A 19663-nucleotide genomic window follows, 5' to 3' on the forward strand; every position below is an offset into this window, starting at 1 on the left:
CAGGCAGGGTGTGATGCTTGTCACCCGATGAGCCCAGTATAGCCGCGCACGTGGCGGCAGTCGCGTGACGATTCCAGATTAGCGGTAAACTCCGGTCACGCACTATCCACACAATTCCTACATTCCTGAACGTTTCGATTGAATTCATGATGTCTTCGCGTCCCCAATCGCCCACGCCGGGCAATGGCCAGGCCGACGAGTGCGTGACGCTCGTCGCTACCGCGTCGCTGCCCACGCGTTACGGTACGTTCACGTCGTACGCTTTCCGCGTATCGGGCAGCGATGCCGAACATCTCGCGCTCGTGATGGGCGACGTCGCCGGCGAGCAGTCCGTGCTGACGCGCCTTCATTCCGAGTGCCTGACCGGCGATGTATTCGGCTCGTACCGCTGCGACTGCGGCGAGCAGCTCGATCTCGCGTTGCGTTACATCGCGGCGGAAGACCGCGGCGTGCTGCTGTATCTGCGCGGCCATGAAGGGCGCGGGATCGGCCTGAGCAACAAGATCCGCGCGTACGCACTGCAGGAGCAGGGGCGCGACACCGTCGAGGCGAACCTCGACCTCGGCCTGCCTGACGACGCCCGCGAATACGATTCGGCTGCCGCGATTCTCCGGATCCTTGGCGTGACGTCGGTGCGGCTGATGAGCAACAACCCGGCGAAGTTCGACACGCTCGCGAAGCACGGTATTCCGGTTTGCGAACGCGTGGCGCTTGCGGTGCCCGTGCGCGAGGAAAACGAGCGTTATATCCGCACGAAGCAGACGAAGTTTGGGCATTACTTCGAGGAAAACGAGTAACCGCCTCGGGCGCACCGGCGCCCGTTTCTCGTCATCTGTTCCCTGGATCGTCGCCTACAAAGGCGACGATTTTCATTTCTCCCATCCGTTCCGCTTTCAGGTTTGTGACGGCGCTCGCGTTACGTCGCCAGAACGATCCATCGCCCCTATGTCCACACCGTCGAAGATCGAAACCGAGCGTTTGACGCTGCGTCGCTGGCGGCCGACGGATGCGGGCGCGCTGTCGGCGATGCATGAGGATCCAGACGTGACCGCATGGCTCGCGCGCGGCCCGATGTCCGTTGACGAGGCGAGCGACGTCCTCGCGCGCTTCGACGCGCATTTCGATGCACACGGTTTCGGCCCGTGGGCCATCGAGCGCCGTGCCGACGCGATGCTGATCGGGGTGTGCGGCCTGTCGCACGAAGCGCGTGCAACGCATCCGATGGCGCCGTGCGTCGAGATCATGTGGCGGCAGGCGCGTCACGCCTGGGGGCGCGGCTACGTTGCCGAAGCCGCCGCCGCCGCATTGGCCGACGGGTTCGACCGGATCGGGCTCGGCGAGATCTTCGCGTGGACGGCCGACACCAACCTGCGATCACGCCACGTGATGCAGCGGCTCGGCATGCAGCATCAGCCCGCGCGTGATTTCGACCATCCTGCGTTGCCGGACGGGCACGCGCTGCGTCGGCACGTTGTGTATGCCGCCCGTGCCGCCGGCGTGGCCGGCGCGTAACGATTCACGCGTGTTCGCCTGTCAGCGCCACGTGCCGTTCTGCAGCACGATCCGGTAGCCGTCGGCATCCTCGAAAGTCTGCCCGGATATCTCCCAGTACGGATTGAACGACGTCACCGGCATGAAGCCATGTTCCGTGGCGCGCGCGCATGCAGCTTCCCATTCCGGCCGATCGGGCAGATAGAACACGATCAGGTCTTCGGGCGTCGGTGACGGCGCGATCGGGTGGTCGGGGCAGTGCGTGAATTCGAAGTGATAGTCGAGGCCGTCGCGCCCGAGCATCACGCCGGAAAAACCGTCGTGATCTTCAAAGCGCGCAAGAACGGACAGCTCGAGAGCGTCGCGATACATGCGCTCGGTACGGGCGAGGTTGCTGACCGGGCGGGCAATGCGCAGATGGGCGTGCAAGATGGCCTCGGGGGCGAGTGGCGGGCCGGTCAATGATAAGCCGGCCGATCCGGATTGCGTGTGACGAACGGCGCGCGTTCCGGCGTGGGTCCATCGTATCGAACGATATGGGCTTCTTCCGGCCAAACGAATCGAACCGCCGAACCTCGTCTCGTGAAAGAAAAAAACATGACGCTCCCGATCAAATGCGCGCACCCCATTGCAGCCGGTGCTTGTCAGGACAACCTTCGACGTCCTGTTTTCGCGTCAGTCTGTCGATCGATGGGCCGACGTGCCGATCCCGGGCGAGAGGGCGCAAATGAGTAAGCCCGATCTCCGTCGGCCGGTTACCGGCCCTTATCGCCAGTCGCGATGGGCGGGCGCGTTGGAGATTGCCTTTGGATGGGTGGCCAAGGGAACGATGGTGCTGGTCGGACTCGGCATGGTCGCGCTGGCGGCCCTGACGGGCGACGTGAGTGCGCTGGTTGATCTGCCCACCACCAAAAAGGGCTGGTTGTACCTGCTGCTGGTCGTGATCGGGGTGGTGGCGCTGATATTTGCGGTACACCACTACTGGCCGTGGCCGTCTGGTGTGCGCCAGGCAGGTTAGGCGGGGAGGAAGATGATCTGTCCCCGTAATTCACGCGGGCAAGAAAAAGCCCGCTACATTGAGCGGGCTGAATCCATGTTTGGAGACATGGAGGAGACAGACGTAAATTTAAGGGAAAACCCGAGGCATGGCAAGCCCTAGTTGTATCGATACAACTTCGTGTTGCATCGCACTCACATGCCGCCTGCCCGCGCGTGCGCCGCAAACGCGCTGAAACGCTCCTGCGCAACCGGTAACGCGTACTTGTCGCGCATCTCCGTCTCGATCCATGCACAGGCCTCGCGCGCGCAGTCGGTCAGCGCGTGCCGCGTCGCATGGCCATCGATGTCGTAGACGAAGCGCACGCCGACCTCGTCGTCGGCCACCTGCCGCTCGAGCTGGTTGAGCTGCAGTTGCGGCCCATGCTGTTGCGACAGCGCACGGAGTTCGTCGAAGTGATATTCGAGCCAGTCGGCAAAGAACAGCGCGTCGCTGTGGCACGGCAGCCGGAAGGCCGCGCTGCGCGACGGGCGCGGCGCGGCTTCGCCGGCCGACGCATGCGGGTCGCCGTCAGTGGCGACGGACGCGTCGACGGGCGCAAGCGGCTGCTGAATTTGGCGGTAGGGCTCGCGATCACGCAACGCGTGCCACAGCAATTCGTCGCCGGCGGCGCCGGATGGCTGCATCGTCAGGTCATGCCGGCCTTCGCCGGCCGGCGCGATGTCGCGGATCACGAGGCGCAGCGAGCAGAGCGGCTCGTCCGCGACCAGCAGCGTCGCCGCGCGCGGCAGCCCGCAGACGAGCGGCGCGGCGCCGGCCGCACGGAACACGAGCCCGCGGCGGTCGAGCCGCACGAGCGGCAGCGGCCGGGGAAACGACGGGTAGGCGACCGCGATGCGGGCGCCGTTGGCGCTCGTCAACCCGGGCATCATCGCGCGAAAGACCTGAGACGGGTCCACGTTGATTCTCCTTCGTTACGATACCGCCCGGACAGAAACGCGCGTTCCGGTTCAGGCGGCGATGGCTTGCCGGGCGGCTTGCCCCGGCTCGATTCCTAGTGCGGCAAACGTTTGCGGATCGATGTCGATCCAACAGGCGACCACCAGACGTCCGTCAACCTGCTTCGGCGGGCCTGCGCGGTGCGCGTGTATGCCGATCCGGCGGAACAGCCGTTCCATGCTCGCGAACGTCACGCCGATCAACTGCCGCGCGCCAAGCTGCGCCGCGCATTCGACGACGGCTGCGAGCATCGGGCGCACGGCCCATTCGGCATTGCCCGGCCCGCCTTCGTCATCGGTTGCCGCAAACCGGGACAACTCCCAGACGGCGGCCGATTGCGGCAGCGGCATGTCTTCGGCGATCAGGTCGGCGAACAGCGACTTCAGCAGATACGGGCGCGTCGTCGGCAGCAGGCGCGCACATCCGCACATGTCGCCGCCGGCGTTCCGCGCGAACACGTACACGGTATCGTCGCGATCGAACTGGTCGCGCTCGAAGCTTTCGTTCGCTGACGGGAGTGCCCAGCCGAGCTGCTCGACGAACACACGGCGCCGATAGCGCCCTAGATCCGCCGCAAGTTCGTGTGGCAACCGCCCTTCCTCGTGAACGAAGGTCCGCATGGTGTCCTCGGATCTGTGCTTTTGTATGCATGCATTACATCGCGCAGCACGAGGGGGCTGTAACTGGTAACTCTTACAGGATCGCGTCGGAAAGACGCCGTTTAGGACGTGGTAACGGTTTCTTGATCAACGGGATTGAAAACCGTGGCGCTTTTGCTTATAAAGAGCGCCAGCATGGCGGAAATTGTCAGAGGAATAGAGGCGCAGCCAGTTGTCACTGGAGCGTCGGACCGGCATGATAGGCGTCGTTGCGTCCGAGCAGGGCCGACGCGACCGCGGCGGGCCAGTCGATGCACGCGAGCCGTGCGGCGAGCGCGGCGGCCGTGCGGACCATGCCGATGTCGGCGCCCGTGGCGTCGGTGACCATCACGTTGCTGCGGACGTCGCCGCCCGCTATCACGAACGCGCCCGTCGCGCGTTCGAGGTACCAGTCCCAGCCGATCGTCACGTAAGCGACGCCGGCACTGGCCGGGCGATGCCATTCGGTGTAGCCGGCGAGGCGCGCGTCGATGGCGCTGTCGCGCAATTCCTCGAGCAGCGATGCGTCGAGGCCGCTTGCGACATGGTCGAGCGCAAGCACGGCCAGTGCGCTTTCTGACAGGCGTACGTAGCCGTCCGGGGACGGGCCGGGGACCGAGTGCAGCAAAGGTGAAGTCATGCGCGGAATGTATCAGCCTCGAACGGGTCTGGAACCTGACAAGTATGACAGCGTGACGTTGTCGGAGAATGAATGGAACTGCGCTGGCAGGATGCCTATCAACAATTCAGCGCCGCGGAAGACGAGCAGCAGCTCTTCCAGCGGATCGCCGCCTATTCCAAGCGGCTGGGATTCGAATACTGCTGTTACGGCATTCGCGTCCCGCTGCCCGTTTCGAAGCCCGCGGTCGCGATCTTCGATACCTATCCGGACGGCTGGATGGCGCACTACCAGGCGCAGAACTACATCGAGATCGACTCGACGGTTCGCGACGGCGCGCTCAGCACCAACATGATCGTCTGGCCGGACGTCGACCGGATCGAACCGTGCCCGCTGTGGCAGGACGCACGTGATTTCGGGTTGTCGGTGGGTGTCGCGCAGTCGAGCTGGGCGCCCCGCGGTGCGTTCGGCTTGCTGAGCATCGCCCGCCATGCCGACCGGCTGACGCCGGCCGAGATCAACATGCTGACGTTGCAGACCAACTGGCTCGCGAACCTGTCGCATTCGCTGATGAGCCGCTTCATGGTGCCGAAGCTGGCGCCGGCGGCGGGCGTCACGCTGACCGCGCGCGAACGCGAGGTGCTGTGCTGGACGGCCGAGGGCAAGACCGCGTGCGAGATCGGCCAGATCCTCAGCATCTCGGAGCGGACGGTCAACTTCCACGTCAACAACATCCTCGAGAAGCTGGGCGCGACGAACAAGGTCCAGGCGGTCGTCAAGGCCATCTCGGCCGGGCTGATCGAGACGCCCTGACAGGGCGTGAAGGCGGCAGCGCAATATGCAGCTGCCGCCAGGCCGCTCACTCCATCATCGGCTCCGCTTCCTTCGCGGTCCAGCTCACGCTGGAAATGCTCTTCTCCATGCTCATCCGGCTCGCGATCTGCTCGAGCTTTTGCTGATCCTTTGGATGCAGCTTCAGTGTCGCGGTGACCTTCAGCCGGTCCGGCTGGTCGGGCACGTCCTCGCTCGTGAGGCTCTGGAACGACAGCGGCTTCGCATACATCGAGTTCGACAGCAGCGTGCGGATGTGCACTTCGTCGGAGGCCAGGCAGATCACGGTGATCTGGTATTCGCGCACGAGATCGGCGTTCGATACCGGCGTCGCGTTGATCGCTTGGCTGACGCTGCGCAACAGCGTATTGGTAAGCAGCACGACGCCGGTGCCGGCGAGCGCCGGCACGTAATGACCGGAACCGGACAGCACGCCGACGGCGGCCGAGCACCACAGCGTCGCGGCGGTGTTGATGCCCTGGATCGAGCCCTTGTCGCGCATGATCACGCCGCCGCCGAGGAAGCCGACGCCCGACACGACGTAGGCGGCGATCTGCGTGACGCCCGCGACACCGTTGCCGGTCAGCACGCCGAGCGTGACGAACAGGCACGCGCCGCTCGCGACGAGCGTGATCGTGCGCAGGCCGGCCGTGCGCTGGCGCATCTGGCGCTCGATGCCGATGGCGACGCCGCAGGCGAACGCGGTGAAAAGACGGAGTGCGAAATCGAAAGTCATGGTTGTCCTGCCGTGCAAGGAGCGCGTGCCGTTTCGCGTCGCGGCGGCGCAAGGCCGAGGGCGACACGAAGATAGCCGTCATCGCGCGGTACTGTACCGCGCGAATGCGTCATTCAGTGTGAAACGGGTGGCGTGCGGCTCGCGGAACGCGAGCCGGGCAGGAGAACTGCGTCGGACAGGCGTTCAGGCGGCAAGCGGCGCACGCAACGGAGTGCTGCAACTGTCCACGATGGTTCCTGAAGGAAGAATGGGCGGCATTCTAGTAGGCGGCGAGCGCATGCGTCAACCGCCTCGCGGCGGCTGCGCTACTGCGCCGAGCCGATCGTTCCCGTCGCAAGTGCGAGCGCGGCAGCGGCCGACAGTGCACCGGCATAGCTGTCGACCTCCGCGTTGCGGGCGGCGAGCAACTGGCTTTGCGCGATCGTCGCATCGGTGACCGAACCGACGCCGTTCCGGTACGCGGTCAGCGCCGCGTCGTAACTCGTCTGCGCGGCATCGACGAGCGCCTGCGCGGCGTCGTGCGACGCCAGGCTCGTCTGTACCGCGTTCTGCGCGGCGACCACCTGGCGGACCGCTTCCTCCTTGGTCCGCGTGAGGCGCGCGGAGGCGCTTTCCGCGTCGTTGCGCGCCTGCATCAGTACCGCCGAGCGCAGGCCGCCGTCGTACAGCGGAATCGTCACGCCGAGGAACACGCCGCCGCCGTAGCGGCTGCCGTTCAGATTGACGGTCGGCGCCTGGTCGCCGATCGCGGGCAGCGCGGAGATGGACGTGCCGCCGCTCGCGTACGACGTCGACGCGGACAGGAAAATCTTCGGCATGAACGCGGCTTCCGCGGCCTTGATCTTCGCGCGATTGGCCTTTTCGAGCGCGAACGCGCCCTGCAGGTCGGGGCGGCGCGCGATCGCATCCGACACGATCGCGTCGACCGACGAGCCGAGCGAGGGCGGCAGCGGCCGCTTCGGCAGCGTGGCGACAGTCGGCTTCGACAGCGGCGAGATGCCGAGCGCGGAGACGAGGGCGAGGTAGCCGTCGCTCTCCGTGCCGTTCGCCTGCACGAGCGCAAGGTTGGCCTGTGCGCGGTTCTGCGTCGCCTGTGCGAGTTCGACGACCGTGCCGACGCCGTGCTTGAGCCGCGCGCGGGACGCCGCGAGGATCGCGTCCGCGTTCGCGAGGCCCTGCTGGGCGCTGAGCGCGCGCGAGCGTGCGGCTTCGTAGCGGTAGTACGCGACGGTCACGTCGTGGATCACCTGCTGGTGAACGGCCGTAAACGCGACGTTCGACGCGATCGACGCCTGTTCGGCCGCTTCGACGCGCGCCGCGCGGCCGCCGAAATCGAACAGCAGCCATTGCAGCGACAGCGCCGAGATGGTGCCGTGCACGGTGGAGTTGCTCGACGAGTCGCCGAGGAACGACGACGTCGACCCGTGGTTTGCCTGGTATCCGCCCATGGCCGTCGCGGACAGCTTCGGCAGGTAGGCGGTCTTGGCCAGGCCGACCGCGAGCGCGGCGTTGCGCGCGTCGTTCCATGCGATACGGGTCAACGGGTTCGCCGATTCGGCGAGATCGATCAGCTCGGGCAGCGTGTACGCGTGCGCGGCATCGAGCGCGGCCGGCGGCGAAACGGACGCGAGCGCCGGCGACGCGGGCAGCGTGTAGTCGTGCGAACCTTGCGCGGACGCGCGCGGCGGGCCTGGCACGATGTCGCCTGCGGCCGACGTTTGCGGCTGCCATGGGCGGTCGGACGCCTCCGGCGCCAGATCGATCGACGACGTCGCGCAGCCGGCCAGCGCGACGGCGGTCGCGAGGGCGGCGGCGGCGATCGAGGCGGCCGGCGGTTCAGGTAGGCGCATGGGGAACAGGCTCCTTCGGTGTGGCTTGACGGGCGGCATCGGCGATGTGCGCGAGCCGCGTGTCGATCAGGTTCAGCAGCGCGTCGCGTGCGGGGTCGGTGGGGGCTGCGCGCGGCGGGGTGGCCGGCGGCGCGGAGGGTTCTCGATGGGGCGCGGCGTCGTCGTCGCGCGGTTCGGTCACGCGGGCGAGCTGCGCGCCGATCGCCGCGTCGCCGGGCTTGCGTTCGGCGAGCAGGAACAGCGGCCCTTCGAGCGCGCCGAGTTCCGCGAGTGCACGGCGTCGGCTGGCGAGCCACGACGCGGCCGGCCGTACCCACGACGGTTCGTAGTGGACGAGCGCGAGCGCCTGCGTGATCGCGCCGTGGCGGGCGAACGCCTCAGCCGCGAGCGCGCGCCGCTCGGCCGGCTGTGCGACCTGCACGAGGCGCCGCCACTGGTCGATCAGCGCGGCGAGCCCGGCGTCGATCTGCTTGCCGATGCTGACGGGCCAGATGCGCGTGAACACGAGATACACGACGACGTTGCCGAGCAGGATGCCGATCGTGCGATCGCGCGCGATCGTCAGGTCGAAGCCGGGGCCGGCGCCCTGGATCACGCACAGGAAAAACGCGAACGCGATCTGGAAGCCGGCATAGGCGATGCGCGGCGAGCCGAACGCGACCCACGCGGCGAGCCACCCGCCGGCGAACACCAGCGCCATCAGGTGGCCGACCGACGATAGCGACGGCACGACGAAGACGAGTGCCGCCGTGCCGAGCAGCGCGCCGACGATGCAGCCGAAGATCCGCAGCGTGAGCTTCTCGACCGTCTCGGCCGTCGAGCCGAGCGACACGATGTAGCAGGTGACGACGCAGGTATGGATGCCCGACCAGTCGAGCTGTGAATACAGCAGGTAGCAGAAGATCGCCGCGGCGGTCGTCTTCAGCGCGTAGCGGATGTGGTCGGGATTGGTGCGCGCGTCGGGCAGGAAGAAGCCGCCGCGCGGGGCGGGAGGCGGAGCGGATTCGGGGGCATCGGAGGCAGTTGTCGAAGCCGACGAAGCGGCATCGGTCGTTGCGGCCGGTTCCGCGAAATGCGTGATCGCCGCCTGGAGATCCGTCGCGGCAATACGCGCGAGCGGCGGCAGCGTGTCGGTCGGCGGTAGCGCGAGCGTCACGTCGACCGGGTAGCCGCCCTGGTCGAGGATGTCGGCCATCTCGTCGAGCGTCGCTGCGATCGGGGTGGCAAATGCGTCGGGCAGCCGTGCATCCGGTTCGCGATCGGCCAGCGCGACGCCGACGAGCAGCGCGGTGCTCGATGCCACGGCCTGCCGCAACGCCGCGACGTCGGCGGCCGACGAAGAGCCTTCGAGTTTCGACAGCTTGAGCCACGTGAGCAGCTGCTTGTCGCCTTCGTGCAGGCTGGCATTGAATGCGTCGCGCGCGGCATCGTCACCGCGCAGCCGCTGCGCGGCAAGCCGCAAGCGCTTCGCGAGTTGCGCGTGCGCGAGCTTGCGCGGCGACGGCGCGATCAGCAGGTTGACGACGATCGCGACCCCGACCGGGATCGCGATCGTCAGCCAAATGTACAGCAGCGCGCGCGTTGCAGCTTCGCCGAACGGCGCGAGGCCGAGCTGGTCGAGCCCGAAGCCGACGATCATCGCGAGGATCGCGCCAACCGGGCGCAGCTTGCTGGCCGACGTCAGATAGAGGAGGGCGACCGACAGCACGGCCATGCACGCGACCCGCAGGATCGAATAGTCGATGCTGAAGATCGCGATGCCGAGCACGAGCCCGATCACGATCGTGACGATCACCAGCAGCGCGGCCGCGAGCACGACGCTCGTCACGCGGTCGGCCCGGATCATGAAGAACACGACGTACGCGGACAGCGCGGCTTCGGGCGTGCCGTAGGCGGCCGTCACGAGCGCGGTCAGCGCGCAGATCAGCGCGACCCGCACGGCAATCGACGTGCGCCCCGGAAACGGCGCGAGCAGTCGCAGGACTTCGCGCGGGCCCGGCGCACGAACCTCAGCGGCAGGCAGTGCCATGCCGGACCTCGACGATGGCGCTGGCGCCGACACGCACGAGCTTGCCGTCGGGTTCGTCGAGCTTCACGCGCACCGGGAAGCGCTGCGCGACGTGCACCCAGTTCACCGAGTTCTGCACGATCGGCAGCGTGCGCGGCAGGTTGATGCGGGCGCTGTCGGCAATGCCTGCGCCGACGCCGACGACCTTGCCGGTCAGCGGGCGGCTGCGGTCGATCATCGAATAGACGGTCGCGCAGTCGCCGACCTCGATGCGGCTCAGCGACGTCTCGCGGAAGTTGCCGACGGCGAACCATTCGCTCGCGTCGATCAGCGTGAAGATCGACTGGTTCGGCGCAAGGGTTTCGCCGGCGAGCACGCTCAGGCCCGTGACGAGACCATCGTGCGGCGCACGCACGACGGTGTCTTCGAGCGCATGCTGCGCGCGGGCGAGCGCGGCCTCGCGCGCATGCAGCGTCGCGATCGCGTCGGCTTCGTCGCCGATCGTCTGTGAGGACGCGCGCTGCTGTTCCTGTGCCTGCGTGAGCGACACGGCCGCGTCGCGCTGGCGGACCTTCGCCTGGTCGAACTGCTGCGCGCTGACGTAGCCCTGCGCGGCGAGCGGCGCGAGCCGGTTCACGTCGCGCGTGGCAAGGTCGTTGTTCTGGGTCGCGCGCTTGACCTGCTCGGCGGCCACGGCCGCGTTCGAGCGCTCGCCGATCAACGAACGGCGGCGCGTGTCGAGCGATGCGCGCGCGAGTTCGAGGTCGGCCTGCGCCTGCGCAACCGTCAGCCGGTACGGCACGGGATCGATGACGTACAGCAGGTCGCCTTTCGCGACGCGCTGGTTTTCATGTACCGCGAGCTGCACGATGCGGCCGCCGACCGGCGACGCGACGTGTACGACGTCCGCGTCGATCGACGCATCGTCGGTGGACGGGTACGCCGTCGTGCGGTGGTACGCATACACGAGTGCCGCGATGCCGAGCGCGACGATCGCCAGGGCGATCACGCGGCCTTTGACGGAGGGGCGGGCGATACCGGCGGCCTTCATGCGAACGGCCCCGTGCCGGTGAGCCACACGATCACCGCGACCACGAGCCCGATCGCGGTGCAGACGGCCAGCTGGTAGGGCACCGTCGCGGCCCAGCCGGTCGCGACGAATATGCGGTGCGCGACGATCGCGCCGATGACGCCGACGATCGCGCTGACGAGCCAAAGCGGGAAATACGCGCCGAACAGGACGTACGACGGTGCACCGCGCGATGCGCAGCCCGCGAGCGGCAGGGCTGGCGCCAGGACGGCGGCGACGCGCAAGGGCGCGCGCGGCGTTGTTTTTCTCATGGTGTGACGAGCTCGACGTTGGGGGTGGATGCCGGGCGCGGCGCAATGCGAATCGTCGCCGCGACGACGATTCCGGGATATGGGGCCGATAATAAATCAGCGCGATGCGGACCGCCAGCCACCCGCCCTGTACATCGTGCGGGGGAGCGAGCCGGTCACGGGACGCGTCGACACGTCCGGCATCGCGTTTCGGCGACCGAAACCGGACCGTCGCGATTCTGCCAGCGCACGCTCGCGTAGGGTTGCTAACGGACTGTAAAGAATCGTCAGACGAACGAAGGGCGGCCGATTTGTCGTGTCGACAGCGCGGAATCGGGACGGAATAGGCCGATTGCCGTTCGAACGCAGGGGAATAGGGGCGATCCGGCGGATGGAGGGCAATGTTGACGAGTGGGTCGACCGGATTGCGTGTGAAGCGCGGCAGCGTGTCGTGATCGACGCCACGGATTTGCGGCGGGCGTTCGGCCTGAGCTGTCTGCTCGTTTGCTCGTTTGCTCGTGTGCTCGCCCGCGAGAGCGGCAACGCGCAGTGCCTTCGGGCAAGACGCGGAAGTTCGCATCGATCATCCGGCCGTCGTTCTCGAAGTGGCTGACCGGGATGGGCAAGTGCAGCGTGCGCTGCATGTCGGTAACGACGGGCTTCGGGAAAGCGTCAACGTCGCTCGCGTCGGGCGGGCCGATGAAGTCGCGGTCGACCGGTGCGCCGAGCGGCGTCGAAGCCCGGCCGGCGACCGGTCGTCACAGCCGCGATCTGTGTACCATCGTACGTATGGCGCGACGCGCGGCACGGAGCCTCACGGCCTCGTGCGACACGCAACGCGGAAGCGGTATCGGTATCGCAACGAAGGTGAGTGTTCCATGCGAAGTTTCTTTGTCCGGTTCATTGCAATCGGCATGCTGTTCCATCTGTACGTCGGGATTCGGATCATTCCCGATGCATTCACGTCGCCGGTCGCGCGCACGATCGCGGCGCTCGTGCTGGCAAGCTTCGTCGTGCTGATCCCGGTCGGCATGTTCTCGCGCCGCTTCGACGAAGGTTGGGCCGCGACGCTGGCCGGCTGGGCCGGCTCGCTCGTGATGGGCTTCTTCTCGTCGCTGCTCCTGCTGACGTTCCTTCGCGAATTCGTGCTGCTCGGCGTGTCCGGATGGCGGCATCTCGGGCACGACGGTGCGTGGCCCGGCGCGGCGACCGACACGGCGATCGGCGTGCTGGCCGGTGCGGTGTTCGTCACCGTGATCGGGTTCGTCGGTGCGCGCCGCACGGCGGCGGTCAAGCGCGTGTCGATCCCGGTCGCGGGGTTGCCGGCCGGGCTCGACGGCCTGACGATCGTGCAGCTGTCCGACATCCACGTCGGGCCGACGATCAAGCGGCCCTACGTCGAACGGATCGTGCGCGCGGTCAACGCGCTCGATGCCGACCTCGTCGTCGTGACGGGCGACGTGGTCGACGGCTCGGTCAAGCGCCTGCGCGACCACACGGCGCCGCTCGGCCGCATGCAGTCGCGGCACGGCAGCTTCCTTGTGACGGGCAACCACGAGTATTACGCGGGCGCGCATGCGTGGATCGACGAGTTCCGGCGCATCGGGCTGACGGTGCTGCTCAACGAGCATGTGCTCATCGAACATGACGGTGCGCACGCGGTGCTCGCGGGCGTCACCGATTTCACGGCGGGCGGGTTCGATCCCGCTCATCGCAGCGATCCCGTGCAGGCGCTGGCGGGTGCGCCGCATGACGTCGGTACGAAGATTCTGCTCGCGCATCAGCCGCGCAGCGCGGAAGCAGCGAACCGCGCCGGCTTTACCTTGCAGTTGTCGGGGCATACGCACGGCGGCCAGTTTCTGCCATGGCCGCCGTTCGTGCGGCTGCAGCAGCCGGTGATCGGCGGGCTGAGCCGCATCGGCAATCTGTGGCTCTACACGAGCCGCGGCACCGGATACTGGGGGCCGCCGAACCGCTTCGGCGTGCCGTCCGAGATCACGCTGATCCGGCTGACGCGCGGCGGGTAGGGCACGTTTCCCCGTTTGGAAACAGGCCGGCGCAAGCCCGACATCTACGGGCGCCGGCCCTGGCCCGCGGCCGTCACTCGATGCCGGCAATATCGTCGAAATCGAAGCACGGGCTGCGCGAGAACGGGCCGCCCGGATCGCCGTAGGCCAGATTCGCGAGGAAGTTGCGTTTGATCGCCGTGCCCGCGAAGAACGCGGCATCGATCTTCGCGCCGTCGAAGCCGGACATCGGGCCTGCGTCGACGCCGAGTGCGCGCGCGGCCACCTTGCATCCGCGAATGACAGTGCATGGCTGTGTGCGACGCCGTTGGCTAGTATGCAGGCATGCCCCGTTCGCTCCGTTCATCGCCCGTTTCTCCCGACATGTCGACACCCGATTTCTTCGCTGATACGCCCGCACCCGACGTGGACTGGTACCCGGACTGGCTGGCGCCGTCCGATGCCGATCGCGCGCTGGCCGCGTTGATCGGGGAAGTCGCGTGGCAGCAGGACACGATCCGCACGCCGCGCGGGCGCATTCCGTTGCCGCGGCTGACCGCATGGCAGGGCGAACCGGAAGCCGTCTACGTGTATTCGGGGATCCGCAACGTGCCGGCGCCATGGACGCCGGCCGTGCTCGACCTGAAGCGCGCGGTCGAGGCGACGTGCGGCGCGCACTTCAACAGCGTGCTGCTCAACCGCTACCGCAACGGGCAGGACAGCCTCGGCTGGCATGCGGACAACGAGCCCGAGCTGGGCGATGCGCCGGTGATCGCATCGGTGAGTCTCGGGGCGATGCGCGTGTTCGACCTTCGCCATCGCAAGATCGGTGTCACGCATGCGTATCGCCTCGGACATGGCAGCCTGCTCGTGATGCGAGGCCGCACACAGGCCGAATGGCAGCATCGCGTGCCGAAGGCGCCGGGCGTGCAGGGCGAGCGCGTGAACCTGACGTTTCGGCGCGTGATGCCGGCGGGTACGGGCCGGTAACCTCGCCCATCGCCGACGTGCCTGGATCGCCGGGCAATTCGCGCCCCGTTTTGCAATTCATGGGCGATCGATGCAGGCAAGCGGTCGCGTGTGCGGCACGTTGCCGCACGACTGCTGAGCCATGCGCGCTGAAACGCCGCTGAGGCCCGTGCCATATGGGGTTTCAGGAAATTTGATCGACCGCCCGGTTCCGATAGATGAGTGAAACCTCTGATGGTGCGTCGCAACAATCCTTGACTAGACTGTCGAATGGCAAAAGCGCGTCGCATCCCGGCGCGATCCTTTCGACATGCTCCAAGCGTTGCCGATGCGGTGCGCAAGGGGGCAGGAGCAAAACGCGTGACCGTATTCGACCCTTCCTTCGAACCCTCGCTGCACGTCTTCGAACAAGACGGCGGATGGCAATGGGCGCTGACGGTGAAGCGGGCGACCGGCGTTGGCGTGAAAGTCGTTGCGTTCAGCCGGGACGGCTTTCGCGGCGAAGCCGAGGCCTACGCCGCCGGCCAGCTTGCCCGCGCCGCGTATGACGCCGCCGTGACAGCCTGACGCCGTCGCGTCGATCCCGCCGCCCGAGGATCGTCTTCATCGCATGCCGCCCGCCGCCGGGTGGTTCTTCCCGATCGTTTCCAGTTTTCCGTCGCCTGTCGCGCTTCGCGCGATGGCGCGTGCGGCGCGCTTGCGCGCCCGTCCGCCCGAGCTCGCCGCGCCAAATGGTCCGTACCATTCGACACGTGTGTGCCGTACGCCACGCTTAACGTCCGTGCACGGCGTCCGTCGCGCCGGCGATGCGGCTTCGCGCCGCGATTCGAATGCCGGACGCCGGACGCCGACCCATCGACAAGAATGCAGGTCATGTGCGACGACAGAACCGACTACCACCGCCATGCGCGCGGCGGATCGCGCACGGCGCGGGCGCCGGAACGGGGATTCACGCTGATCGAGGTGCTGATCGCGCTGGCGATCGTCGCCGTGGCGCTGGGCGCCGTGATGCGAGCGATCGCGCCGGACGTGCGCGCGCTGTCGGATCTCGGGTGCGATCGTCGGCGAGCGCCGCCGCCCGACATGCTGCAGCCGTTGCGCGTGCGCCTGCGGCTCGCGCCGAATCCCGATGCGGCGGCCGCCGCCGCGCCGGCTTCGGCGGCGCGCATGCCGTGACGTCAGAGCGCGTGCGCGGACGTGGTTCGATATCGTAATAACATATGACGTTATTGCGTTGGCGGGACGATGACGTCCTGCTTCTTCACCAGGAGCCACCCATGCAACTCTCCCAGCTAGGCGGGCATGTCGCCCAGTCCGGTTTCGCCGAACGGCAGAAGCACGCCCAGGCGCTGATGTTCGGCATGGCCGACATCAACGAGTATGTTTCCGGCGGCGTCTGCTACGACGCCGCGGCTTATGTCCGGTACCTGCTGCGCAGCGATGCGATGATCGCGCCCGGCGCGCTGCTCGACACGATCGGCCAGCACTGGCGAACCCGTTTCAACTTCGAAACCGGCGGCGAATGGGACGGGCGCGCGAGCATTCCGGCGGGAACCGCGGTCGGCTTCTCGCGCGGCGGTACGGTCTTTCATGCGGCGATCGCCGTCGGCGGCAGCCGGATCCGGGCGATCAACGGCGGCCGCCTGGGCAGCGGATGGATGTATGCGGTCGATCTGGCGCGCGTGCTCGAGCCGGATGCGGCCGGCGGCTTCACATACGATCGAGCAAACATCCGGGTTCACCTGTCGCGCCTGTAGGCCGCCCGGCCTTGCCTGCCACGCCGGCCGCCACTCACGCGGCTGCCTTCCCGCGCTGCCGGCCGCTCCGGCATGGCGTGGCGCTGTCCATCGCTGCTATCCTCTCGACCGTGATTGACTCTCCACGGCGTCGCGATCCGCATGCTGCGGTGCGGCGATGCGCGCGGGTGTGAACCCCGTGCGCGCTGAGGTAGCATGACTGAATATCCACGACGATCCGTGACCTGTTACGTGACTGATTTCCTACCGTCCATGTCCACATGGTCAAGACAACGATGAGCGACGCACCTGAAACCACGGCGTCCGGCGACGACGAATCGTCCGGCGGCGCGTCGTCCTATCTGGTGCCGGGGCTCGAACGCGGGCTGCGGATCCTCGCCGAATTCTCCGCGCGCGAGCCGGTGCTCGGCGCGCCCGAGCTGTCGAAGCGCATCGGCATTCCGCGTACGACCACGTTCCGCCTGCTGCAGACGCTCGAAGCGCTCGGCTTCCTCGAGCGCGTGAACGGCGACCGCTATTTCCGGCTCGGCGTCGGCGTGCTGCGGCTCGGCTTCGAATACCTGAATTCGCTCGAACTGACCGATCTCGGCGCGCCCGTGCTCGAACGGCTGCGCGACGCGACCGGCCTGTCGACGCATCTGCTGATCCGCGACCAGCGCGACGTCGTGTTCGTCGCGAAGGCGCAGAGCAATGCGTCGATGTTCGGTTCGGTGAAGGTGCACGTCGGCACGCGCCTGCCCGCGCATGCGACCGTGCACGGCCACGTGCTGATGGGCGACCTGACGCGCGACGCACTGCGCCAGCTGTATCCGGAAAAGCGGCTCGAGCAGTTCACCGAGCGCACGCCGGGCACCGTCGACGAACTTTACGAACGCGTGCGCCATTACGCGCGGCTCGGCTATGCGGTGAGCGAGGCGGCGTTCGAGAGCGGCATTTCGGCCGTGACCGCACCTGTACGCGATCATTCGGGCTCGATCGTCGCGGCGATCACCGCGACCGTGCCGCGCTCGGAAATCGGCGAGGCCTGCGAGAAGGAGCGGCTCGTCGAAGCCGTGTGCGGCGCGGCGGTCGACCTGTCACAGCGGCTGAACTATCGTCCGCTCGAAAGCGACCCGACCTTCGCGCATGCGCGCCACAAGGTCGCGATGTTCTGAGTGCGCCGATGCGCGGCCGGCGGCCGTGCAAATGCCATGCGCGAAAGAAAGAGAGCGGCCCGCGGGCCGCTCTTGTCGTTTCAGGCGACGCACGCCCGACGTCGTTCAGAACGAGTGGTGGATCCCGGTGAGCACGATCACCTGGTTCGCCGTGCTCGACACACCCGCCGTGAAGAACGCGGCCTTCGCACCGCCCGACCCGTGCTCGTACAGCACGTTCGCATAAAGCTGCGTGCGCTTCGACAGCGCATAGATGTCGCCGAGCTCGACCTGCGTCCAGCGGCGGCCGGCCAGCGTCGTGGTCGCCGCGCCGCCCGCGATCGTGTTGAATGCGCTGCTGCGGTAGTTCACACCGGCGTCGTAGCTCTGGAACGTGTCCGAAAAGCCGTTCGACTGCATCTTCGTGCGCGTGTACAGGCCGTGCACGAGGAAGTCGCCGAACTGGTAGGACGCGCCCGCCCCGATGTTCTCGACCTTGCTCGCGGTGTAGCCGTTCGCGGTGTTCTGCCCCTGGAACGACGTGATGCCGGTCGTGCTGATCAGGATCGAACGGTCATGCTCGTTCGAGTACACGGCCGACGCCTTGAACGGCCCGTTCGCATAGTTCAGCGCGACACCGACCGACTTGCCGGTCGAGAAGTTCGTCGTGTTGCCGAGCGCCATCGTCGCGGCGGCCGAGAAGCCCGCGAAGGTCGGTGAGCGGTACTTGACCGAGTTGTTGTACGGCACGTTGCCGGTCGCGGCGAGCCCGTCGATGTTACCGGGGTGGAACGCGTACCAGCTCATCGCGAGGTAGGCCGTGCTGAGCGGATCGAGATAATCGAACGACAGCGGCGTCTGGCGGCCGAGCGTCAGCGTGCCGTAGCGCTCCGAGCCGAGGCCGACGAAGGCCGCGCGGTTCCAGATCGTGTTCGCGGTCGCGAACTGACCGTTGTTCGTATAGAAGCCGTTTTCGAGCTGGAAGATCGCCGACAGGCCGTCGCCGAGGTCTTCCTTGCCCTTCAGGCCCCACCGATCGGGCTGCGTATTGCCCTGGATCATCGCCCACTTCGCATGGCCGCCGACGTTGTTCACGTACGCGACGCCCGCATCCATGCTGCCGTACAGCGTCACGCTGCTCTGCGCCCACGCGCCCGACACGGCGCCCACTCCGATCACTGCTGCTGCTACCGCATGCTTGACCATTTGATCTCCTGAATCTCCAACCTGATGAATACGTGCCGTGGCGGCATGCGCGGGAACGGCCGTCGCGCGTTTTCGCCATCGGGTGGGCATTCGAATGTTCCATATAAGGAACAATGTGCCTCTGATGGAATGGAGTATAGGGGTGTCTCGCACCGTATCAAAAATAATTTTTTCGGGACGGATGGGTTTCCGGCCGACGCCCGGCGTCGCTGCACGAAACTCGCGTAAACCCGGTAAAGCCCCGTCAGATAACAAAAAATTTCATTTGGTGAGGTGGGTGAACGCGATTGCCGACCCGGCGGTCAGTGTTTTCCCTAGGGCGTGCAGCTTTTTGTTTTACTCGTGGAAAGTCGCTCCTATAATCACCATCCATAAACTGCTGTTCCGGGTATGGAACAAATCGGAACAAACCGAGAGTCGATCAGAAGGAAGGGTGTGAGATGTCTGAACAATGGGTTTGCGCCGGGCACGCCGGCGCGCTGTCGGAAGACACGCCGATCGAGTTCAAGCGGACCGACGGCGTCGAAATCGGGATCTACCGCGTCGGCGACGACGTGTATGCGCTCGAGAACGTGTGCCCGCATGCGTACGCGCTGCTGACGCAGGGGTTCGTCGACGAAGGCACGGTCGAATGCCCGCTGCACGAGGCCGTGTTCGACATCAAGACGGGCGAATGCCTGAAGGGTCCGGGCGGACGCGCACTGAAGCAGTACGCGGTGCGGCTCGCCGGCGAGGAAATCCAGATCAAGGTGGAGTGACATGAAAGAAGCGACCGTGAATTTCAACCCCTTCCTGAAGCCGTGGGTGGCGCCGCAGCCGAACAACGTCGCGGGCAAGGGGCAGATCGAGATCCCCGGCCAGGTCGAGAACCAGGTCTGGCAGAACCGCAAGGCCGCCCCGACCCAGTATGAAAACGACCTCGGCGATGCGCTCGAACGCGTGTTCGAAGCCGGCGCGATCGAGCTGGACGAGGTCGTCGCGGGCCTGAACCGCATCGGCTTCCGCGCGCCGGACGGCACGGTCTGGACACCTGAGCGCTTCCGCGCCGAAATGGCCTCGCTCGCGGAATGACCGCGTAAGCGCCGACTGCCGATCCGACGACA

21 protein-coding genes and 2 pseudogenes are annotated in these 19663 nt (G+C 67.0%); 12 read left to right on the forward strand and 11 right to left on the reverse strand.

The annotated features are described in order from the left end of the window. Positions 1-146 precede the first annotated feature (146 nt). Positions 147-797 carry a GTP cyclohydrolase II gene (gene ribA, locus CFB43_RS22495; protein WP_069260282.1) on the forward strand — a complete coding sequence of 217 codons (651 nt, stop codon included), beginning with the start codon at positions 147-149 and terminating at the stop codon, positions 795-797. Positions 798-945: 148 nt separating this feature from the next. After that, the gene (locus CFB43_RS22500; RefSeq protein ID WP_089496626.1) at positions 946-1512 is read left to right on the forward strand and encodes a GNAT family N-acetyltransferase; all 567 of its coding nucleotides are present in this window, start codon (positions 946-948) and stop codon (positions 1510-1512) included. A gap of 21 nt (positions 1513-1533) precedes the next feature. Here CFB43_RS22500 and CFB43_RS22505 read toward each other — a convergent pair whose 3' ends face one another. Next, positions 1534-1920 carry a VOC family protein gene (locus CFB43_RS22505; RefSeq protein WP_089427154.1) on the reverse strand — a complete coding sequence of 129 codons (387 nt, stop codon included), beginning with the start codon at positions 1918-1920 and terminating at the stop codon, positions 1534-1536. A 298-nt stretch (positions 1921-2218) separates the two neighbouring features. Between CFB43_RS22505 and CFB43_RS22510 the strand changes: the two genes are divergently transcribed. Beyond that, positions 2219-2509: a hypothetical protein gene (locus tag CFB43_RS22510; protein ID WP_089498104.1), complete on the forward strand. Its 291-nt coding sequence runs from the start codon at positions 2219-2221 to the stop codon at positions 2507-2509. A gap of 173 nt (positions 2510-2682) precedes the next feature. On the opposite strand, the gene CFB43_RS22515 is transcribed toward CFB43_RS22510, so the two are convergent. The 3 genes from CFB43_RS22515 to CFB43_RS22525 all read right to left on the reverse strand — a co-directional run bounded on the left by CFB43_RS22515 (position 2683) and on the right by CFB43_RS22525 (position 4765). Then, positions 2683-3447, reverse strand: a complete 765-nt coding sequence (locus CFB43_RS22515; RefSeq protein ID WP_179254884.1) for a hypothetical protein — start codon at positions 3445-3447, stop codon at positions 2683-2685. 51 nt (positions 3448-3498) lie between these two features. Further along, positions 3499-4107 (reverse strand): acyl-homoserine-lactone synthase, encoded by a 609-nt coding sequence (locus CFB43_RS22520; RefSeq protein ID WP_027789397.1) that lies wholly within the window; start codon positions 4105-4107, stop codon positions 3499-3501. Positions 4108-4321: 214 nt separating this feature from the next. Beyond that, positions 4322-4765, reverse strand: coding sequence for a DUF4902 domain-containing protein (locus CFB43_RS22525; RefSeq protein WP_089496628.1), 444 nt, complete (start codon positions 4763-4765; stop codon positions 4322-4324). Positions 4766-4837: 72 nt separating this feature from the next. Here CFB43_RS22525 and CFB43_RS22530 point away from each other — a divergent pair, with 72 nt between their 5' ends. Then, a complete protein-coding gene (locus CFB43_RS22530) occupies positions 4838-5557 on the forward strand; it encodes an autoinducer binding domain-containing protein (RefSeq protein ID WP_089496629.1) in 720 nt (239 codons plus the stop codon). A 46-nt stretch (positions 5558-5603) separates the two neighbouring features. On the opposite strand, the gene CFB43_RS22535 is transcribed toward CFB43_RS22530, so the two are convergent. From CFB43_RS22535 to CFB43_RS22560, 5 genes are all read right to left on the reverse strand, one after another. Beyond that, positions 5604-6311 carry an MgtC/SapB family protein gene (locus tag CFB43_RS22535; protein WP_011354660.1) on the reverse strand — a complete coding sequence of 236 codons (708 nt, stop codon included), beginning with the start codon at positions 6309-6311 and terminating at the stop codon, positions 5604-5606. Between the two features lie 305 nt (positions 6312-6616). Next, on the reverse strand, positions 6617-8161 hold the full coding sequence (locus CFB43_RS22545) for a TolC family protein (RefSeq protein WP_089496630.1): 1545 nt from the start codon (positions 8159-8161) through the stop codon (positions 6617-6619). Further along, complete coding sequence (locus CFB43_RS22550; RefSeq protein WP_089496631.1) at positions 8148-10190, reverse strand: FUSC family protein; 2043 nt, start codon at positions 10188-10190, stop codon at positions 8148-8150. Before CFB43_RS22550 ends, CFB43_RS22545 begins: the two co-directional genes overlap by 14 nt. Continuing rightward, on the reverse strand, positions 10171-11220 hold the full coding sequence (gene mdtN / locus CFB43_RS22555) for a multidrug transporter subunit MdtN (protein WP_089496632.1): 1050 nt from the start codon (positions 11218-11220) through the stop codon (positions 10171-10173). The genes CFB43_RS22550 and mdtN overlap by 20 nt, the downstream gene beginning before the upstream one ends. Next, on the reverse strand, positions 11217-11510 hold the full coding sequence (locus CFB43_RS22560) for a hypothetical protein (RefSeq protein WP_089496633.1): 294 nt from the start codon (positions 11508-11510) through the stop codon (positions 11217-11219). The genes mdtN and CFB43_RS22560 overlap by 4 nt, the downstream gene beginning before the upstream one ends. Positions 11511-12367: 857 nt before the next feature. Here CFB43_RS22560 and CFB43_RS22565 point away from each other — a divergent pair. Next, positions 12368-13516, forward strand: coding sequence for a metallophosphoesterase (locus tag CFB43_RS22565; RefSeq protein WP_089496634.1), 1149 nt, complete (start codon positions 12368-12370; stop codon positions 13514-13516). Between the two features lie 73 nt (positions 13517-13589). Here the strand turns inward: CFB43_RS22565 and CFB43_RS22570 are convergent. Further along, positions 13590-13781: pseudogene (locus CFB43_RS22570) on the reverse strand (malonic semialdehyde reductase); the annotation flags it as partial. Positions 13782-13879: 98 nt separating this feature from the next. Here CFB43_RS22570 and CFB43_RS22575 point away from each other — a divergent pair. The 5 genes and pseudogenes from CFB43_RS22575 (at position 13880) to CFB43_RS22595 (ending at position 17375) form a co-directional block, all read left to right on the forward strand. Further along, positions 13880-14485 (forward strand): alpha-ketoglutarate-dependent dioxygenase AlkB family protein, encoded by a 606-nt coding sequence (locus CFB43_RS22575; RefSeq protein ID WP_256990111.1) that lies wholly within the window; start codon positions 13880-13882, stop codon positions 14483-14485. A gap of 339 nt (positions 14486-14824) precedes the next feature. Beyond that, positions 14825-15031, forward strand: coding sequence for a hypothetical protein (locus CFB43_RS22580; protein ID WP_089429068.1), 207 nt, complete (start codon positions 14825-14827; stop codon positions 15029-15031). A 306-nt stretch (positions 15032-15337) separates the two neighbouring features. Then, positions 15338-15484, forward strand: a pseudogene (locus tag CFB43_RS22585) (type II secretion system protein); the annotation flags it as partial. Between the two features lie 257 nt (positions 15485-15741). Further along, complete coding sequence (tecA, locus tag CFB43_RS22590) at positions 15742-16221, forward strand: type 6 secretion system effector deamidase TecA (RefSeq protein WP_021161519.1); 480 nt, start codon at positions 15742-15744, stop codon at positions 16219-16221. 260 nt (positions 16222-16481) lie between these two features. Continuing rightward, positions 16482-17375: an IclR family transcriptional regulator gene (locus tag CFB43_RS22595; protein ID WP_089496636.1), complete on the forward strand. Its 894-nt coding sequence runs from the start codon at positions 16482-16484 to the stop codon at positions 17373-17375. Positions 17376-17480: 105 nt separating this feature from the next. Here the strand turns inward: CFB43_RS22595 and CFB43_RS22600 are convergent, their stop codons facing one another. Continuing rightward, positions 17481-18560: a porin gene (locus tag CFB43_RS22600; RefSeq protein ID WP_039344086.1), complete on the reverse strand. Its 1080-nt coding sequence runs from the start codon at positions 18558-18560 to the stop codon at positions 17481-17483. Positions 18561-19000: 440 nt separating this feature from the next. Here CFB43_RS22600 and CFB43_RS22605 point away from each other — a divergent pair, with 440 nt between their 5' ends. Together CFB43_RS22605 and CFB43_RS22610 are read left to right on the forward strand one after the other, a co-directional pair. Continuing rightward, on the forward strand, positions 19001-19318 hold the full coding sequence (locus CFB43_RS22605; protein ID WP_011354710.1) for a non-heme iron oxygenase ferredoxin subunit: 318 nt from the start codon (positions 19001-19003) through the stop codon (positions 19316-19318). Between the two features lies 1 nt (position 19319). Further along, on the forward strand, positions 19320-19631 hold the full coding sequence (locus CFB43_RS22610) for a recombinase-like helix-turn-helix domain-containing protein (RefSeq protein ID WP_089427169.1): 312 nt from the start codon (positions 19320-19322) through the stop codon (positions 19629-19631). The last annotated feature ends 32 nt before the right edge of the window (positions 19632-19663 follow it).

This window comes from Burkholderia sp. AU15512 (assembly GCF_002223325.1).
GTDB lineage: Bacteria > Pseudomonadota > Gammaproteobacteria > Burkholderiales > Burkholderiaceae > Burkholderia.

Excerpts from the sequence above, each read along its gene's own strand:
- ribA (WP_069260282.1), top strand. The coding sequence starts at position 147 with ATGATGTCTTCGCGTCCCCAATCGCCCACGCCGGGCAATGGCCAGGCC.
- CFB43_RS22500 (WP_089496626.1), top strand. The coding sequence starts at position 946 with ATGTCCACACCGTCGAAGATCGAAACCGAGCGTTTGACGCTGCGTCGC.
- CFB43_RS22510 (WP_089498104.1), top strand. The coding sequence starts at position 2,219 with ATGAGTAAGCCCGATCTCCGTCGGCCGGTTACCGGCCCTTATCGCCAG.
- CFB43_RS22520 (WP_027789397.1), bottom strand. The coding sequence starts at position 4,107 with ATGCGGACCTTCGTTCACGAGGAAGGGCGGTTGCCACACGAACTTGCG.
- CFB43_RS22525 (WP_089496628.1), bottom strand. The coding sequence starts at position 4,765 with ATGACTTCACCTTTGCTGCACTCGGTCCCCGGCCCGTCCCCGGACGGC.
- CFB43_RS22530 (WP_089496629.1), top strand. The coding sequence starts at position 4,838 with ATGGAACTGCGCTGGCAGGATGCCTATCAACAATTCAGCGCCGCGGAA.
- CFB43_RS22535 (WP_011354660.1), bottom strand. The coding sequence starts at position 6,311 with ATGACTTTCGATTTCGCACTCCGTCTTTTCACCGCGTTCGCCTGCGGC.
- CFB43_RS22545 (WP_089496630.1), bottom strand. The coding sequence starts at position 8,161 with ATGCGCCTACCTGAACCGCCGGCCGCCTCGATCGCCGCCGCCGCCCTC.
- CFB43_RS22550 (WP_089496631.1), bottom strand. The coding sequence starts at position 10,190 with ATGGCACTGCCTGCCGCTGAGGTTCGTGCGCCGGGCCCGCGCGAAGTC.
- mdtN (WP_089496632.1), bottom strand. The coding sequence starts at position 11,220 with ATGAAGGCCGCCGGTATCGCCCGCCCCTCCGTCAAAGGCCGCGTGATC.
- CFB43_RS22560 (WP_089496633.1), bottom strand. The coding sequence starts at position 11,510 with ATGAGAAAAACAACGCCGCGCGCGCCCTTGCGCGTCGCCGCCGTCCTG.
- CFB43_RS22565 (WP_089496634.1), top strand. The coding sequence starts at position 12,368 with ATGCGAAGTTTCTTTGTCCGGTTCATTGCAATCGGCATGCTGTTCCAT.
- CFB43_RS22575 (WP_256990111.1), top strand. The coding sequence starts at position 13,880 with ATGTCGACACCCGATTTCTTCGCTGATACGCCCGCACCCGACGTGGAC.
- tecA (WP_021161519.1), top strand. The coding sequence starts at position 15,742 with ATGCAACTCTCCCAGCTAGGCGGGCATGTCGCCCAGTCCGGTTTCGCC.
- CFB43_RS22595 (WP_089496636.1), top strand. The coding sequence starts at position 16,482 with ATGGTCAAGACAACGATGAGCGACGCACCTGAAACCACGGCGTCCGGC.
- CFB43_RS22600 (WP_039344086.1), bottom strand. The coding sequence starts at position 18,560 with ATGGTCAAGCATGCGGTAGCAGCAGCAGTGATCGGAGTGGGCGCCGTG.
- CFB43_RS22605 (WP_011354710.1), top strand. The coding sequence starts at position 19,001 with ATGTCTGAACAATGGGTTTGCGCCGGGCACGCCGGCGCGCTGTCGGAA.
- CFB43_RS22610 (WP_089427169.1), top strand. The coding sequence starts at position 19,320 with ATGAAAGAAGCGACCGTGAATTTCAACCCCTTCCTGAAGCCGTGGGTG.